This window comes from Vibrio sp. Of14-4, from assembly GCF_022347625.1.
GTDB lineage: Bacteria > Pseudomonadota > Gammaproteobacteria > Enterobacterales > Vibrionaceae > Vibrio > Vibrio pristinus.
Window position 1 is genome coordinate 16,583 of the sequence record NZ_JAKRGI010000011.1, and the last position, 14,826, is coordinate 31,408.

Below are 14,826 nucleotides of genomic sequence, written 5' to 3' on the forward strand. Positions count from 1 at the left end.
CCCTAGCAATCCAAGCGAATAAAGCGACATACTTGCTGCTCTCCTTGTAACCAGAATAGCTCATAGTGGCTGTACAAACCCGAGATAATGTACCAACAAAGCAACAAGCCTACGATCAACGCAAAAGCAAAACCAAGAGAGAATATATTCAGTTGAGGTGCAGCACGGGTCATAACACCAAAAGACAAATTAATAGTTAGCAAAGCAATAATGCCAGACAAAGACATGCTCAGCGCTACCTGAAACATAATACCGAGCCAAAGAGCCAGTTCTCTAAAATCCACAGTATTGAGCGATCCGCTACCAATAGGTAATGACTTAAAACTCATCACAACCAACATGATCATTTTAAGGTGACCATCTGTCGCCAAAAAAAACATAGTCGCCAAAAACATAAACAATTGACCAAGTAGCGGTGTATTTTGGCCGTTGGCAGGATCGACCATAGACGCGAAACCTAAACTTGACTGCATACCCAGTATTTGACCGAGAATAACGAAGGTTTGAATCATAAACTGGGTGATTGTTCCCATAGCAACACCAATGATAATCTGCTCAAGAACCGTCATAAAGCCTTGAAAAGAAAGAAGCTCAATATTATCGGGAACAACAGGTACTGCTGGCATGGCTGCAAAAGTGATCGCTAACCCCAAATAAAGGCGAACCCGCGTCGACACAAATCTTGCACCAGTCACCGACATCACCATCAACATGGCCGCAATCCGGGTGTAAGGCCAAAAGTAATTGGCAATCCAATCCAGTATTACGCTAGTCGGATACTCCATTCTCTACCACCCTAATATAAAACCTGAGGTAAGCGTTCAACGATCGAGAAAAAGTACTCCATGAGCATTTGTGTCATCCAGTGAGCGAAAAGCATCATAGCAAGTAGCGTCACTACCAGACGTGGTAGAAAACTTAATGTTTGCTCGTTGATTGACGTCGCCGCCTGAAAGATTGCCACAATCAATCCAATTAATAGACTGGGAATAATAATGGCACATACCATAAGGAGCACCATCCATAACGCATCTCTAAATAATTCGACAAATAGCTCAGGCGTCATGCTCTTCTCCCTTTATAAGGCAAAGCTACCTGCCAATGTTGACAGGATCAGATTCCAACCATCAACCAGCACGAATAACATCAATTTGAAGGGCAAAGAGACAATCATTGGCGATAGCATCATCATACCCATAGCCATAAGAACAGAAGCAACCACTAAGTCGATAATCAAAAATGGCAGAAATAGCATAAAACCTATTTGGAACGCTGTTTTCAATTCAGAAGTAATAAACGCAGGTATTAATACCGCCATAGAGACATCTTCTGGTCTGCGAACGTCAGAACCGGATATATTGACAAAGGTTTCCAAATCTTTGACTCGAGTTTGCTTGAGCATAAAGTCTTTCATCGGTATTTGAGCTAAGTCAAACGCTTTACGTGCCGTGATTTGTTCATTGATATAGGGCTGAATTGCATCTGTATTTATCTTATCAAGGACAGGAGACATGATAAAAAACGTCAGGAAAATAGCGATACCAATAATCACTTGATTAGACGGTGTTTGCTGCAGTCCCATAGCCTGACGAAGAATCGACATCACCACAACAATTCGAGTAAAAGAAGTCATTAAAATAACCATGGCAGGCAGAAAGCCCAACATGGTCATTAGCGCCAATATTTGTAGGTTAATCGAATAATCTTCACTACCATCTGGATTGGTAGTCATGGTAAACGCGGGGATGCCACCACCACCGCCACTGGAAAAGCTGCTAGTGGAAATGGTTCTTGCTGCTCCCTGATCCTTCTCCATTGCAGAAACAGTGACCGCTTGCGATGGCGCTGCATTAGATGGAATGGGAGTAGGAAGGGATTCTTCAGATAACGACAGCGTCGAATACGCTGTCAAAAAAAAAGCCAGAATGAATGGTAAAAACTTACTAGTGTTTATCATTTTTTTTCAATATCTGAGTCAGTTGAGTTGCAAAAGGCGTATTCGCTAGAGCTGATTTACTAAGCTCTTCTTGGTTCAGAGGTGTCTCCAATTTGGAAATCAGTTGTACCGACTGTGACGTCACACCAACTAAGAACTGCTCTTCTCCAGCTTGCACAATCACTACGCGCTCACGAGTACCAACTGGTAACTGACGAACAATACTTAACCCGCCTTGATTCATCATTGATGGCACTCGCATACGTTTTAATAACCATGCGAGAAACAAGATAAACGCCACAACAAATATCAAAGAGCCAAAGGTTGTTGCCCAGTCCAGTTGTTCATTACTGGCTGTTTCAGCCAGAGCTAATGGTGAGATAGGTAACAGAGCCAAAAGGTTGAGCCTGTTTTTACAACTTGTCATAACCTACCTTAGTTTCTTAATTCGTTCAGTCTGGCTAATGACATCTGTTAAACGTATACCAAACTTATCATTGACGACGACAACTTCACCGTGGGCGATCAAGGTTCCATTAACCAATACATCCAAGGACTCACCGGCTAAGCGCTCCAGTTCAACAACTGAGCCTTGGTTAAGTTGTAACAGGTTACGAATGCTAATTTTTGCACGCCCTACTTCCATAGAGATAGTCACTGGTATATCTAAAATGGTGTCCAGCTTACGGCGCTCATCGTCTGAAATCGGAGATGAAGTATCTTCGAGCTCATCCAGCTGCGCAGACATTACTTCATCGACGTCTACCTCAGGAGCATCTGGATCCTCACCAAGCGCAGCAGCCCATTCATCAGCCAGTTTTTGATCTTCATCCATACTTAATTACCTATTTTCTAATCTTCTATTTCTCCGTCATCTTCTTCTAGTTCAGAGATGACGTCTTTACCCAAAAATGCGATGTCTGTTTTCACTACATCAGGACGTTTAATTTTCTCAGACACTTGTACTGCCAGCATTTCACCTGAGCGTCCCATTTTGACGCGATATGTGGGAAGCTCCTCGACGAACATAGTGGCATTTTCTGGCATAGCAACGGGGATAATATCGCCAGGTTGAAGTTCCATCAGATCCCTCAAAGAAATATCATGCTCGAGCAAGTTGACCCTAAAATTAATCGGGACATCCATCATTTCCTCTCGCAAAGCACTACTCCAGCGGACATCAGCCTCCATTTTGTCAGACTGAACACCAGCATCAAGCAGCTCTCGGATAGGCTCCACCATGGAATAAGGCATAACTACGTGAAAATCGCCGCCACCGCCATCAACTTCAATATGGAATGAGCTAACAACAATCACTTCAGTTGGACTAACTATGTTCGCCATACTCGGGTTCACTTCCGAGTCAAGATACTCAAACTCAACACCCATTACAGGCGACCATGCTTCTTTGTAGTCCTCAAAGACGATTTTTAGTAGCAACTGGACAATTCGGCGCTCGGTTGGCGTAAACTCACGGCCCTCAATTCGAGCATGATAACGTCCATCACCACCAAAAAAGTTTTCCACCAGTATGAAAACTAAACGCGCTTCCATTGTGATCAATGCGGTACCTTTAAGTGGCCTAAAACGTACCATGTTTAAACTTGTTGGTACGTAAAGTGTGTTTTGGTACTCACCAAACTTCATCATTTGAACGCCGTTAATGGACACTTCAGCCGCTTTTCTGAGCATGTTAAACAAACTTATCCGCATATGGCGGGCAAAACGTTCGTTAATGAGCTCAAGTGTCGGCATTCGACCACGAACAATCCGGTCTTGCGACGAGAAGTCAAAGTCTACTGACGAACCACCATCGCCACCACCATCGCCACCATCATCGACATCATCCACACCATGGAGAAGCGCATCAATCTCATCTTGGCTTAATAAATCGGTCACTCATCACCTACTGTATTACAAAATCAGTAAACAACACACGTTCAATTACTGGCTGCCCTACGGCTCGATTTAAACTCGCCTTGATATCGTTTGTTGCTTTGTCTCTAAGTTCCACCCTGCCGTTCACACTTCTTAGTTGCTCAACCGTAGCCGAAGCAAAGGTGCCCAACAACGAGCTTTCAATTAAAGGAGAATGGTAACGAGCTAAGTTCTCATTTTCGAACCCTCTCACCATTAATTGCACTTTAATCTGCACCAAACGTTCTTTGGTATCACCAGTCACGTTGAAAAGAAAAGGCTGGGCTATATTGACATAGGAAACAGGTTCTGACGAAACCTCGACTTCCTGTTGAGCAACTTCTCCTCCTGCCTCTTCTTCACCCCCAGACCCCATCATAAAAAATGCAGCTCCGCCGCCGCCCACTAGTAATACAACAACAGCGATGATAATAATTAACAGCTTACTTTTACCTTGGGGAGCTTCTGTTTCTATTTCTTCGTCGGCCATATCCGTGGTTCTCTATTTTGCTTACTTTTCTATAGTTTAAGCGTAATAACTGATTCCATCACGCTTTGTTGTCACATTCAAATCAAGATTGACGCCTGGTTCAAGGTTTTCTTCATTAGAAAAGGCTTGATTGCTGTCACCTTGGCCATTACCCGAGTTATTTCCAGCATAGCGATTCTGCTGCCCGGAAGACTGCTGCTGAACCGATGAATCACCCAGCTGTACCCCTTGCTGAGCTAACATTTCTCTTAAGCGAGGCATAGATTGTTCAATCACATCTCTAGCTTGCTGGTTTGCAACTGTAAAATGTACCGTTGCACCATCTCCCCCTACATTTAAGCGAATTTGCAATCGCCCAAGCTCTGGAGGGTCAAGACGAATATCTACATTCTTAAGGTTTTTAGACATCATCATCTGAACACGCTCAGCAACTTGGTCACCGGCAAGCTCCCTATTTAACGGCAAAGGTGCTTGAGCCGAAGCTTGCTCGGCACGCAATTGTGTTTGTCCAGCACCAACCTGTTGCCCAGCAGCCTGAGATAATTGCTGAGCTAAACCAAACTCTTGGCCTGCTGCCGCTCCTTGCTTAGCCCCTGATTGAGAAAGCTTCCCTAATGCCCCCAAAGTTTTAGCCCCCACTGCGGCCTTTAACACAGCCTGCTCACTAGCAACAGGGGTAGCGGCAACCTGCTGAAGCTGATTAATAGACACATCATTCGCAAGCGGGACGTTTGGTGTGGGCGCAATAATATGCTGACTATTCGCTAAGTTGGATGATTGAGAAGCTTGATTCAGCATTTGGGGAATTGACTGGACAACAGGAGTTTGGGGCGTCTTATGTTTTCCATCAAGTTTTTGCAACATCTCATTACCTACCACTTCTTCAGGTGATGCTGACCAAGGGATAGCCGACGTTGCCATTGCAGGTATTGCTTCTACTGCTTCTATAGGGTTAGCCTGAACATTAGCACTCTCAGCTATATTTGCGCTGTGCGGATTAAGGTCAGCGCTTCGCAACTCAGTATGTACTGCTTTTGCTACTGGAGTAATATGAGGTTGCAATTGCTCAGACATAGCCTGCGCCTTCGCAGATTCAACAATTTGCTCTATTTCATTACCTGAGAGACCTTGCTCCTTAAGCTGATGCTTCAAGCGCTCTATATCTCCTTCAATCGCAAGCTTCACCTGGTCTACATCAAGCACATCTAGTTTGTCCGCTTTATTCACACTTGAAAGCTTGTGTGCCATTAATTCGGTGGGAAGAACGGCGTCTGACGATATCTGTTCAGATTCAATAAACTGCTTAGCTATTTCAGGGATGTCTGCATATTGCTCTTGAGAAATAGCCTGAACCAACGATGCCGACTCTATGCTATTAATGCCACTAGACAAGTCGGTTGTTGCCGCCTCTTTACCAATGGCTTGCCGTAAAATGGTTTGATTATGCTGAGTGTTTAGGTCGTCACTAACGAGGATCTGATTATCGTTACCCTTTAGTGGCAACTCCTTGCCGGGTTGGTCTTGTAATGCTTTGTTCGCATCGTCCAACCTTCCGAGTAATTCACCATTTTCGGATACTATCTTCTCCGCATCAGATTCGAGTAAATTGCTAGGTATTGCTGGTCCGCTCTTTTGCGCCGCCCCTTCGGCTAAAACTTGTGATTGTTCTTTAAGGCTGTCCGCATCAATGTGCTTTTCTGAATCGGATACGTTATTTTTAACGAGAAGGGGAGCGTCCTCATTACCGACGTCACCATCAAGGCTAACCTCTTGTTCTAGCATCAACTTAGTGCTTTCATCTCCTTCAGCAGGAGAATCCACTGTCACTGTTTCTGCTGATTGCTTTTCACTAGGTTCACCTTTTATAAACGCAGCTAACTTAGCAAAAAAACCTTCTGATTGCTCAGTCTCTGCGGACTGGGATGTCGTCGAGGTTGCTTTAGAAGAGTCGGAAACTTGGGTTATATTCACATTCATAAACAGAGCACTCACATACGATTGAGAGAACAGCCACAGACAATCAGTAGAACAATCATCAGCGACGCAGCAATATTTAACAATGTTGATTGAGCAAAAAGCGAGCCAAGTCGTTTAGTCATACAAGATTATTGATTCTACCTAGTATTAGTTTGCAGATCGGCGGGCATACTGGACCGTCGCAAACTCATCCATTTGCTTTTGTTCGCGGATATGCTGTAGTCGCTGCTTTTCTTCTTGTTTTTTATCGATAAGCCATTCATAAGATCGGCGCTGCTTGCGGCATTCCGTCCAATTATGCTCACAACTTTCTACTTGAGATATGAAATGTTGCTCTGCCTGCTTCTGTTTAGAAAGAGTCTCATCCAGTGTTGTTAGAAATCGGTTTAAATGCATATATTGGCTAGCCGTCAAACCCTGCTTACCTTTTTCGACAAGCTGATCACAATAGTCCAAGCGGTAATTCTCTATTTGTTTCAACTGTTGATAATAGTCATCCAGCTCCGCTCTAGCTTGGCTGAGCGCAAGCACCGCTTGATTTTCACGTTCTTTAGATTGTTCAAGGAGAAATACCATCGCATTATCCATACATTACTCCTCCGCTTGAACTTGCAGCAAGTTACGCAACATACTGATGCTCATATCGAAGGGGACAGTTTCTTTCATTCCTTGCTGTAAGTAAGCATCCAACCTAGGTTTGAGTGTAAACGCACTGTCTATCGCAGGGTCTGAACCAGGCTTGTATGCACCAATAGAGACTAAGTCTTGGTTTTTTCTACAAACCGATAGAACCTGTCGCACAGCTTTGGACATCAGAATTTGTTCTTCGCCTGTCACCTGTGGCATCACTCGGCTGACTGATTTTTCAACATCAATCGCTGGGTAGTGGCCAGCATCTGCCATTTCACGCGACAATACAATATGGCCATCAAGTATCGCCCTTGAAGCATCAGCAATCGGGTCTTGTAAGTCATCTCCCTCAGTAAGAACAGTGAAAAAAGCCGTGATTGAACCATGTTCTTGATTGCCATTGCCTGCCCGCTCTACCAGAGAGGGAAGCTTGGCAAAGACAGAAGGTGGATAGCCTTTAGTCGCAGGCGGCTCACCAACAGATAAGGCGATTTCACGCTGAGCTTGTGCAAAACGGGTGAGAGAATCCAATAAAAGTAAGACATCAAGGCCTTGATCGCGAAAATATTCGGCTATAGTCAGTGCTGTTTGACATCCCTTTAGACGCATGAGTGGAGAGGAATCTGCAGGTGCTGCAACAACAACAGAGCGCTGACGTCCGTCAACGCCAAGTATGTCATCAATAAATTCTTTCACCTCGCGCCCACGCTCACCAATAAGACCCACCACTACGACTTGCGCAGTGGTTCCTCTGGTCATCATGCCTAAGGTGACTGATTTACCCACACCAGAACCAGCAAATAAGCCAATACGTTGGCCTTTACCCACGGTAAGTAAACTGTTAATTGCTTTTATCCCAACGTCTAAGGGCTCAGAGATAGGCTTTCGAGAAAGAGGATTGATAGGATCAGAATTAAACTTGGCGCGCTTATCCGTGTACAGAGGCCCAAGCCCATCGAGCGGATTACCAACACCATCGATAACACGACCAAGCAATTCCATCCCGACAGGCAAACCAGAATCCGTCGCTAAGGGCGTCACTTTGGCGCCTGGTAGAACTCCTGTTATTTGCTCACTAGGCATGAGAAACAAATTATCGCCCGAGAAGCCGACGACTTCAGCATCCATATGGCCGTGTATCGTTTCAACCTGACATAAACTACCGATCGGCGCTCGACACCCAGTCGCTTCTAATGTAAGCCCAACGACACGAACCAACTTACCCGAAGCGACAGGGCGACATGTCAGGCCATCCGTTTGATAATGCGACAGACGTTCAGCAAGCGCTAACATTAGTCACCACCTTGATGATGATTTGCGCCACAGAAGTTATCGAGAACACTACGGATTCTGTCCTCTAATCGATAATTAACACTCGACTCACCAGCTTCAATTTGTAAGTCACCTGGATTGAGTGCGGGTTCAGATACCAGCAGCCAATTACGAAACTCCAGCTCTCCCTCACCATATGCAGAACGCACGATCTCAACATCATCAGGGTGCAATTTGACCGTAATCGAGTGTCCAGATACTGGCAGGGATTCGACAGATTGCTTAACCGTATCTAACACCACTTTAGGATTGATTTTAGCTTCAACATGGACAACTTCTTTGACCAAAGTTAGCACCATATCAACGATCTGTTTTTCGACTTGTACATTAAGCAGTTCAAGAGGCTGAGCAAACTGGTTTGCTAAATCCACGAAGGTACTAATTTGTGCTTGAATAAGCTCTTGTCCAGCTTCTACGCCTTCGGCTTTACCCGCTTCAAAGCCTTCCTTGTGGCCTTCAGCGCTTCCTTGCTCTTTTCCTTTTTCGTACCCTTGCGTAAAACCCGCTTCTTGCCCTTGCAACAGTCCTTCTTCATAAGCTTGCTGCTTAATTTGTTCTATTTCTTCTTCAGTGAGCTCTTTCGGTGGTTCTGGCTCAGGCTCTGGAAGCGTTGGCATCCAACTGGGGTCATAATTCAAGGCGGTCTCTTTAGCCTGAGAACGAGTTTCCGAAGAGTAATCTGGCATACCCCACACCTCAGTTTTATGAGCAAGGTCCCCTTCTTCTATACGCAGGTATCCGCGCTTTCTTTCATCTGACATGACCAAATCACCTAATGTTCAAGACTATAAGAATTCATCGGCACCACCGCCAAGCACAATTTCACCGGAGTCAGCCATTTTACGTGCAACGGCCAATACCTCTTTCTGCGCAGCTTCAACGTCAGAAACTTTAATTGGCGCCATGGCTTCAAGGTCATCAGCCATAAGTTCTGCCGCTCGTTTAGACATATTCTTAAAGATTTTTTCACGCAGAGCATCATCTGCACCTTTGAGTGCTCTCTGAAGAGACTCTTGCGGAACATCACGCAGCAGTTTTTGGATACCTGAATCGTCGACTTCGATAAGGTTTTCAAATACAAACATAAGATCTTGAATCTGTGTTGCCATATCTTCATCTTGCTCACGGATTTGTTCCATCATGATGCTTTCCATCTGGTTATCCATAAAGTTCATGATTTCGGCCGCAGCTTTAGTACCACCAATTTTCGCGGCTTGAGCACCTGCCTGACCGGCAAACTGTTTCTCCATGATTTCATTCAACTCAGCAAGGGCTGATGGCTGTACTTCCTCTAACGTGGCAATTCTCATTACTAAGTCAAGGGCATCACGTTCAGCAAACTGTGTCAAAATCTCGGCTGACTGGTCGGGCTCTAGATAAGAAAGTACTATGGTTTGAATCTGAGGGTGCTCGTTGATGATGATACTGGCTACCTGACGAGGATCCATCCATTTTAGGGAATCTAAACCTTTCGACCCTGTGCCAAGTAATATCTGGTCAACAAGGTTATTAGCTTTGTCTTCACCTAGGGCGGCAACTAAAGCATTACGCATAAAGTCTTCACTGCCCATACCTATATTGGTGTATTTCTGGATATCTTCCAAAAAGGCGCGATGAACAACACTCACCTTCTCTTGGTTGAAGCTAGCAGCCTGAGCCATTGCACTACCTACGCGCTGTACTTGCTTTGGCTCTAGATGGCGAATGATGCCAGCTGCGTCTTCTTCATTAAGACTCAGCAAAAGGATCGCCGCACGCTCTTCACCGGGTACACTTTCAATATCTAAGGTGTTTTCTTCGCCCTCACCTTGAGGGGCAACGTCATTAGCCATCTTCCATCCAGTTCTTCACTACTTGTGCCGCAAGTTCAGGCTCATTCGCTACCAGAGCTCGAACCGCTTTCAACACGTCTTCATCTTTATGGAGGTTTGGTAAGTCTATGCTAGAGCCAAACTCAAACAATTCTCCACCGTCCATGTCGCCGCCAATAAGGCTTGTCTCACCATCGGCACCAATAGGTAAACCATCAGGCCCATACATGTCCTCATCATCGTCCGAAGCAGGGTTCAGTAGTTTGGTCATTGCTGGGCGGACCAAAACAAGAACTATCACGATAATGACAAGCGCACTGGCTAACCATCTCATCCAATCATTAAAGTTTTCGTGCTCCCAAATCGGCACTTCACCTATGACTTCCGCTTCTGGTTCTGCAAACTGCATACTAAGGACGTTGAGTAAATCACCACGATCTTCATTAAAGCCCACAGTACCAATCAACACCTCGCGAATGGACTTCAATTCAGCGTCAGAAATCGGTTGATAAGTCGTTTCACCCGTATCAGGGTTGGTCGTAGGACGATTTTTTATCGCAACAGCAACCGTTTGACGATTAACAACACCAGTCTGACGCCGCTCATGACTGATCGTAGTATCCAGTTCAAAGTTACGCGTGGCTTCCTTATGCACAGAGCCTTGCCCAAGCAAAGACCCGTCCTTCATTTGAGCAACGTCTTGCGGTATTGACGCATCTGCAGGAGGTTGGTTACTAAGGGCACCCGGAACACCAGCGACGACATTACCATTATTATAGTCTTCCAAGGTGTACTCGCTTCGAGTAGAAGGTGTGTTGGGGTCAAAGCGCTTTCGGGTTTGCTCCACTGCGCTGAAATCTAACTGGATATCGACCTGTGCGGTGTAGTTACCAAAACCTAGAATAGGAATAAGCACAGAGTCAATTTTCTCACGCAATGCTTCTTCTTGTTTTCTCTCGAGCTCATGCTCTTTGCGCCGAGCTGCTGAAGCAGGGTCTTGAGAACCAGAACTCAAAAGACGACCATGTTGATCTGTAACAGTGATGCGGTTTGGCTTCATACCGGGGACCGCACTTGCAACTATATCAACGATCGAATCGACCTCTTCTTGTTTTAGAGAAGCTCCCATACGAAGGGTGAGGAATACAGAAGCAGACGCTTCCTGATTATGCCGAACAAACACGCTTCTCTTTGGTAAAGCAAGTAGGACACGAGCTTTACGTACATGTTTCATTTCCTCGATCGCTTTAGCAAGTTGAAGCTCTCGACTGAGTTTTAAGCGTTCTTGCTCCAAACGCTGCGAAACGCCAAAACCCATATCCTGCATTAATATGTCATTTCCGGCTTGCTTTTCGCTATTCAAGCCAGCACGAACCATATTCAGCTTAATTGAGTTATACTCGCTGGCAGGCACAAAAATCGTATTACCATCAAGGTTATAATCTATTTTTTCTTGATCAAGGTAGTCGAGTACAGGGATCAGTTCTTCCGTCTCATACGCCCCTAATGGACGCATTTCAGGCTCTCGAACCCAGAAAAACAGCATCACAATTAAGGCAACACAAATGGAGATAGAGAAGACAAGTACAACCTGACGAAGAAGGTCAAGATCTCCAACAGCCATATCAAATTTCTTCGAGCTCTGTTCGTCCAAATCTGGATTTTGAATATCAGTATCCAAATCGGATGCGGCTACCATACCTGTATCCGGCGCATCTTCCGCTACAGCTAGCTCTGTTGATGGGGTTTCTTCTTCTGACACAGACAGTACCTATCGCTTAAACTGGCATATTCATCAATTCTTTGTACGCTTCGACAAGCTTATTGCGCACCTGAATTGTTGCTTCAAACGCAACGCTCGACTTGTTTCTCGCAATCATAACGTCAGACAACGAAATATCGTCGTCACCTCTGTCGAAACGCATTTGTAAGTTGCTTGATGACTTAGCTAATCCGTTGACATTATTAATTGCGCTGTTGAGCATATCCTTAAAGTCAGCACCAACTTTCTGTCCCGTTGCTGCAGGCTTTGTATTGGCAGCCTCAAACATCATGGCTTGTAATTCGCCTTGAAAACTATCCACTTTCATTGAGCACCTCAACCGTCAACTCTTTGACCATAATCCTTGTTGTTAGAATAATCTGCAATCTACATGCCATAAAGATTTGGCATTACCACCCACACTTTAGTTGGGGATTTCAATGCCTGCATCTCTCATTTTTGCAAGCTTGTAGCGCAGTGTTCTAGGGCTAATACCCAGTTTCTCAGCCATGTCTTTACGCCGACCATTACACTCTGCTAACGTGTCAAGAATAATGGCAAACTCCTGCTCTCGTAATTCGCCTCCTAAACCAGAGGACACTGGGAACTCGCCTTCTACTTCAGCCAAAGGCTTTATATTAGGCGCGCTAATCTGACCGGTTTCCACTATGTGCTGCAAGCTGCACGCGTCTTGCCAATCAAGTCCTTCAAGAAGGATATGTTCGGCGTTAATCTGCTCATTTTCACTTAAAATAAGCGCTCGCTGGACCACATTATCCAACTCACGAACGTTACCGGGCCAATGATAAGCATGGAGTTTGTTTAAGGCATCAACAGCTAAGTTAGGAACAGGAAGACCTAATTTTTTGCAATGACGTTCAACAAGATGCCTAGCAAGAGGCTCGATATCATTTTTACGCTCGCAAAGAGCTGGCCAAGCAAGAGGAAATACATTTAACCGATAATATAAGTCTTCTCGAAAATTTCCTTCTTGGACATAAAGTTTTAGGTCTCGGTTACTCGTTGCTAAAACACGCACATCAAGTCTAATGCTTTTGCGACTTCCCAAACGCTCAACTTCTCGCTCTTGCAGAACACGTAGTAACTTAGCTTGAAGATTCAAATCCATCTCGCTGATTTCATCGAGAAGAATTGTTCCCCCTTGGGCTTGTTCAAATTTCCCTGGACACGCTTGTACAGCACCAGTGAACGCCCCTTTTTCATAACCAAATAGAGTCGCTTCTAACATGTTATCTGGAATAGCAGCACAGTTAATTGCGACAAAAGGGCCATCTTTACGATTTGATGCATTGTGAATGTAACGTGACATGACTTCTTTACCCGAACCACTGGGGCCAAGCACCATAACATTCGCGTCTGTTTTGGCTACTTTATCGGCCATGGCCAATAACTTAAGACTTTTATCGTCCGCAACGACAGCATCACCATTATCGTCAGATTTACTGGGAGCGTATCGACTGACCATATTGAGCAAAACTTCAGGCGCAAATGGCTTGGCCATATAATCGATGGCTCCGTCTTTCATCGCAGAAACAGCATCTTCAATATTCGCATATGCCGTCATCAGTAGAACTGGAATGTTTGGCCAATGCAGCTTAATGTTGCGCAGTAGGGCTAGTCCTCCCATCCCTGCCATTTGCACATCAGATACCACTATATCTACAGAATGTGATTTGAGCTTGAGCAGAGCATCTTCTGCGCTGTCTGCTTCTAACCATTCATATCCTGCAAGGGCAAGAGTATCAACCAAGGCTTCACGCAAGCCTTCATCGTCTTCCACGATCAGTACTTTACTTTGCGTCATTGTCCTTCTCCTTTGATTATCTCGGGATTATCCTGCGAGCTGCTTTCAAGAGGGATGCAGATAGTAAAACATGCTCCTTCTCCTTGCTCAGAAATAAGCTCGAGCCTCCCATCATGAGCACGGCATACCATCTGTACAACAGCAAGTCCAAGCCCTGTTCCTTGAGAGCGAGTTGTAAAAAACGGCTCCATAATTTGATCTTGTAGCTCTTTCGGCACACCTGGGCCGTTGTCCTGAACCGAAATTTTAAGCTCATTGCGCACAGGTCTAAAAAAAACGTCGACTTGAGAGTCCTTGCCAGAAATCTGTATCGCGTTCAGCACCAAGTTACTTAGAGCCGATGCTATGGCGTTAGCGTTACCTAGAAGTTGAGCTTCTTCTTGTTCAACTTCTAGATGGTAATCAATCTGATTGTTTTTTAGAGCCGTCTCAACCATTGGAGAAAATTCAGAGACTAATTCGGACACAGTAAAAGATTTAACCACTTTGTTGTCACCGCCTTTAGCAAACAGCAACATATCATTCACTTGCTTTTCTAAATCGTGTAAACGGTCCATCAACTTGGCTTGGAAACGTTGTTTAGTTGAAGAAGGTAAGCTAGGCGCACTTAAATTTGACGCGTAAAGCATAGCGCTGGACAAGGGAGTACGTACTTGATGTGCCAGTGAGGCAACCATTCGTCCAAGCGAAGACAAGCGTTGAAGATCACTGATGCGCGACTGTAACAGCCGTGTTTCGGTCAAATCAGTGATAAGTATTAGTTGTCCTGTATGTGAAGCAGAGATAGCAAGCCTCACTTTACGCCCATTTCGTAAAGAGACTTCATGCCCATCATCCTCTCTAGGAGCAAATGCCCCTTGGATAACTTCAAACCACTTTTGTCCAACCAGCGGCATTTCCAGTAGTCGCTGAGCTTCTGGGTTGGCTTCATGCACAACACCCTGTGTGTCTAACAAGATCACTCCTGCTGGCATGACATCTAATACTTGTTTGTATCTCTCAACTTGCTCTTCAATAGTACCAAGTGGTGTTTTATTCGTAGTAGCTTGAGCTGCTTGCATGTCGTATTTCTGCCTTTAAAAACAACAACAGTCTGAAATGCAAGAAGCAAGCCAGACTATTATTCTTTATATTCAACAACTTAAA

16 protein-coding genes are annotated in these 14,826 nt (G+C 44.9%); all 16 read right to left on the minus strand.

What is annotated here, in order from left to right; genetic code table 11:
- Positions 1 to 2: 2 nt before the first annotated feature.
- The 16 genes from fliR to MHN79_RS12370 all read right to left on the minus strand — a co-directional run bounded on the left by fliR (position 3) and on the right by MHN79_RS12370 (position 14,741).
- Positions 3 to 785, minus strand: coding sequence for a flagellar biosynthetic protein FliR (fliR, locus tag MHN79_RS12295; protein WP_152430960.1), 783 nt, complete (start codon positions 783 to 785; stop codon positions 3 to 5).
- Positions 786 to 796: 11 nt separating this feature from the next.
- The gene (fliQ, locus tag MHN79_RS12300; RefSeq protein WP_114786702.1) at positions 797 to 1,066 is read right to left on the minus strand and encodes a flagellar biosynthesis protein FliQ; all 270 of its coding nucleotides are present in this window, start codon (positions 1,064 to 1,066) and stop codon (positions 797 to 799) included.
- A gap of 12 nt (positions 1,067 to 1,078) precedes the next feature.
- A complete protein-coding gene (gene fliP / locus MHN79_RS12305; RefSeq protein WP_239173136.1) occupies positions 1,079 to 1,957 on the minus strand; it encodes a flagellar type III secretion system pore protein FliP in 879 nt (292 codons plus the stop codon).
- Complete coding sequence (gene fliO / locus MHN79_RS12310; RefSeq protein WP_239173137.1) at positions 1,944 to 2,363, minus strand: flagellar biosynthetic protein FliO; 420 nt, start codon at positions 2,361 to 2,363, stop codon at positions 1,944 to 1,946. Before fliO ends, fliP begins: the two co-directional genes overlap by 14 nt.
- A 3-nt stretch (positions 2,364 to 2,366) precedes the next feature.
- Positions 2,367 to 2,771: a flagellar motor switch protein FliN gene (gene fliN, locus MHN79_RS12315; protein WP_152430963.1), complete on the minus strand. Its 405-nt coding sequence runs from the start codon at positions 2,769 to 2,771 to the stop codon at positions 2,367 to 2,369.
- A gap of 17 nt (positions 2,772 to 2,788) precedes the next feature.
- A complete protein-coding gene (gene fliM / locus MHN79_RS12320) occupies positions 2,789 to 3,835 on the minus strand; it encodes a flagellar motor switch protein FliM (protein ID WP_160929799.1) in 1,047 nt (348 codons plus the stop codon).
- Between the two features lie 7 nt (positions 3,836 to 3,842).
- Positions 3,843 to 4,343, minus strand: a complete 501-nt coding sequence (gene fliL / locus MHN79_RS12325; protein ID WP_160929797.1) for a flagellar basal body-associated protein FliL — start codon at positions 4,341 to 4,343, stop codon at positions 3,843 to 3,845.
- Positions 4,344 to 4,379: 36 nt separating this feature from the next.
- A complete protein-coding gene (locus MHN79_RS12330; RefSeq protein ID WP_239173138.1) occupies positions 4,380 to 6,320 on the minus strand; it encodes a flagellar hook-length control protein FliK in 1,941 nt (646 codons plus the stop codon).
- Positions 6,321 to 6,467: 147 nt separating this feature from the next.
- Positions 6,468 to 6,908 (minus strand): flagellar export protein FliJ, encoded by a 441-nt coding sequence (gene fliJ / locus MHN79_RS12335; protein ID WP_239173139.1) that lies wholly within the window; start codon positions 6,906 to 6,908, stop codon positions 6,468 to 6,470.
- Between the two features lie 3 nt (positions 6,909 to 6,911).
- Complete coding sequence (gene fliI / locus MHN79_RS12340) at positions 6,912 to 8,243, minus strand: flagellar protein export ATPase FliI (protein WP_239173140.1); 1,332 nt, start codon at positions 8,241 to 8,243, stop codon at positions 6,912 to 6,914.
- Positions 8,243 to 9,043: a flagellar assembly protein FliH gene (gene fliH / locus MHN79_RS12345; protein WP_160929789.1), complete on the minus strand. Its 801-nt coding sequence runs from the start codon at positions 9,041 to 9,043 to the stop codon at positions 8,243 to 8,245. Before fliH ends, fliI begins: the two co-directional genes overlap by 1 nt.
- A 24-nt stretch (positions 9,044 to 9,067) precedes the next feature.
- On the minus strand, positions 9,068 to 10,114 hold the full coding sequence (gene fliG, locus MHN79_RS12350; protein WP_114786692.1) for a flagellar motor switch protein FliG: 1,047 nt from the start codon (positions 10,112 to 10,114) through the stop codon (positions 9,068 to 9,070).
- Positions 10,107 to 11,792, minus strand: a complete 1,686-nt coding sequence (fliF, locus tag MHN79_RS12355; protein ID WP_239173199.1) for a flagellar basal-body MS-ring/collar protein FliF — start codon at positions 11,790 to 11,792, stop codon at positions 10,107 to 10,109. The genes fliG and fliF overlap by 8 nt, the downstream gene beginning before the upstream one ends.
- Before the next feature lie 79 nt (positions 11,793 to 11,871).
- Complete coding sequence (gene fliE, locus MHN79_RS12360; RefSeq protein ID WP_114786691.1) at positions 11,872 to 12,183, minus strand: flagellar hook-basal body complex protein FliE; 312 nt, start codon at positions 12,181 to 12,183, stop codon at positions 11,872 to 11,874.
- A gap of 96 nt (positions 12,184 to 12,279) precedes the next feature.
- Positions 12,280 to 13,680, minus strand: coding sequence for a sigma-54 dependent transcriptional regulator (locus MHN79_RS12365; RefSeq protein ID WP_239173141.1), 1,401 nt, complete (start codon positions 13,678 to 13,680; stop codon positions 12,280 to 12,282).
- Positions 13,677 to 14,741 carry an ATP-binding protein gene (locus MHN79_RS12370; protein ID WP_239173142.1) on the minus strand — a complete coding sequence of 355 codons (1,065 nt, stop codon included), beginning with the start codon at positions 14,739 to 14,741 and terminating at the stop codon, positions 13,677 to 13,679. Before MHN79_RS12370 ends, MHN79_RS12365 begins: the two co-directional genes overlap by 4 nt.
- Positions 14,742 to 14,826: the final 85 nt, after the last annotated feature.

Coding starts and splice junctions, on each gene's coding strand:
- fliR (WP_152430960.1), bottom strand. CDS start 785: ATGGAGTATCCGACTAGCGTAATACTGGATTGGATTGCCAATTACTTT.
- fliQ (WP_114786702.1), bottom strand. CDS start 1,066: ATGACGCCTGAGCTATTTGTCGAATTATTTAGAGATGCGTTATGGATG.
- fliP (WP_239173136.1), bottom strand. CDS start 1,957: ATGATAAACACTAGTAAGTTTTTACCATTCATTCTGGCTTTTTTTTTG.
- fliO (WP_239173137.1), bottom strand. CDS start 2,363: ATGACAAGTTGTAAAAACAGGCTCAACCTTTTGGCTCTGTTACCTATC.
- fliN (WP_152430963.1), bottom strand. CDS start 2,771: ATGGATGAAGATCAAAAACTGGCTGATGAATGGGCTGCTGCGCTTGGT.
- fliL (WP_160929797.1), bottom strand. CDS start 4,343: ATGGCCGACGAAGAAATAGAAACAGAAGCTCCCCAAGGTAAAAGTAAG.
- MHN79_RS12330 (WP_239173138.1), bottom strand. CDS start 6,320: ATGAATGTGAATATAACCCAAGTTTCCGACTCTTCTAAAGCAACCTCG.
- fliJ (WP_239173139.1), bottom strand. CDS start 6,908: ATGGATAATGCGATGGTATTTCTCCTTGAACAATCTAAAGAACGTGAA.
- fliI (WP_239173140.1), bottom strand. CDS start 8,243: ATGTTAGCGCTTGCTGAACGTCTGTCGCATTATCAAACGGATGGCCTG.
- fliH (WP_160929789.1), bottom strand. CDS start 9,043: ATGTCAGATGAAAGAAAGCGCGGATACCTGCGTATAGAAGAAGGGGAC.
- fliG (WP_114786692.1), bottom strand. CDS start 10,114: ATGGCTAATGACGTTGCCCCTCAAGGTGAGGGCGAAGAAAACACCTTA.
- fliF (WP_239173199.1), bottom strand. CDS start 11,792: ATGGTAGCCGCATCCGATTTGGATACTGATATTCAAAATCCAGATTTG.
- fliE (WP_114786691.1), bottom strand. CDS start 12,183: ATGAAAGTGGATAGTTTTCAAGGCGAATTACAAGCCATGATGTTTGAG.
- MHN79_RS12365 (WP_239173141.1), bottom strand. CDS start 13,680: ATGACGCAAAGTAAAGTACTGATCGTGGAAGACGATGAAGGCTTGCGT.
- MHN79_RS12370 (WP_239173142.1), bottom strand. CDS start 14,741: ATGCAAGCAGCTCAAGCTACTACGAATAAAACACCACTTGGTACTATT.